This window comes from Klebsiella sp. HN106 (genome assembly GCF_051209435.1).
Taxonomy (GTDB): domain Bacteria; phylum Pseudomonadota; class Gammaproteobacteria; order Enterobacterales; family Enterobacteriaceae; genus Klebsiella; species Klebsiella oxytoca.
This window is the reverse complement of record NZ_JBLURD010000338.1, coordinates 1-228: the sequence shown is the minus strand read 5'-3', so window position 1 is coordinate 228 and position 228 is coordinate 1. Positions and strand designations below refer to the sequence as shown.

Sequence of the window (228 nt, the reverse complement as noted above, 5' to 3'; positions counted from 1 at the left end):
CACTTTGTGATTCATGACTGGGGTGAAGTCGTAACAAGGTAACCGTAGGGGAACCTGCGGTTGGATCACCTCCTTACCTGAAAGAACCTGCCTTTGTAGTGTCCACACAGATTGTCTGATGAAAAATAAGCAGTAAGAAAATCTCTGCAGGCTTGTAGCTCAGGTGGTTAGAGCGCACCCCTGATAAGGGTGAGGTCGGTGGTTCAAGTCCACTCAGGCCTACCAAAT

General features: G+C 48.7%; 1 tRNA gene and 1 rRNA gene. Both read left to right on the top strand.

Features of this window, described 5'->3' with window-relative positions:
* Positions 1 to 76, top strand: a 16S ribosomal RNA gene (locus tag ACSIPU_RS31475); the annotation flags it as partial.
* A gap of 72 nt (positions 77 to 148) precedes the next feature.
* Positions 149 to 225, top strand: a tRNA-Ile gene (locus ACSIPU_RS31470).
* The last annotated feature ends 3 nt before the right edge of the window (positions 226 to 228 follow it).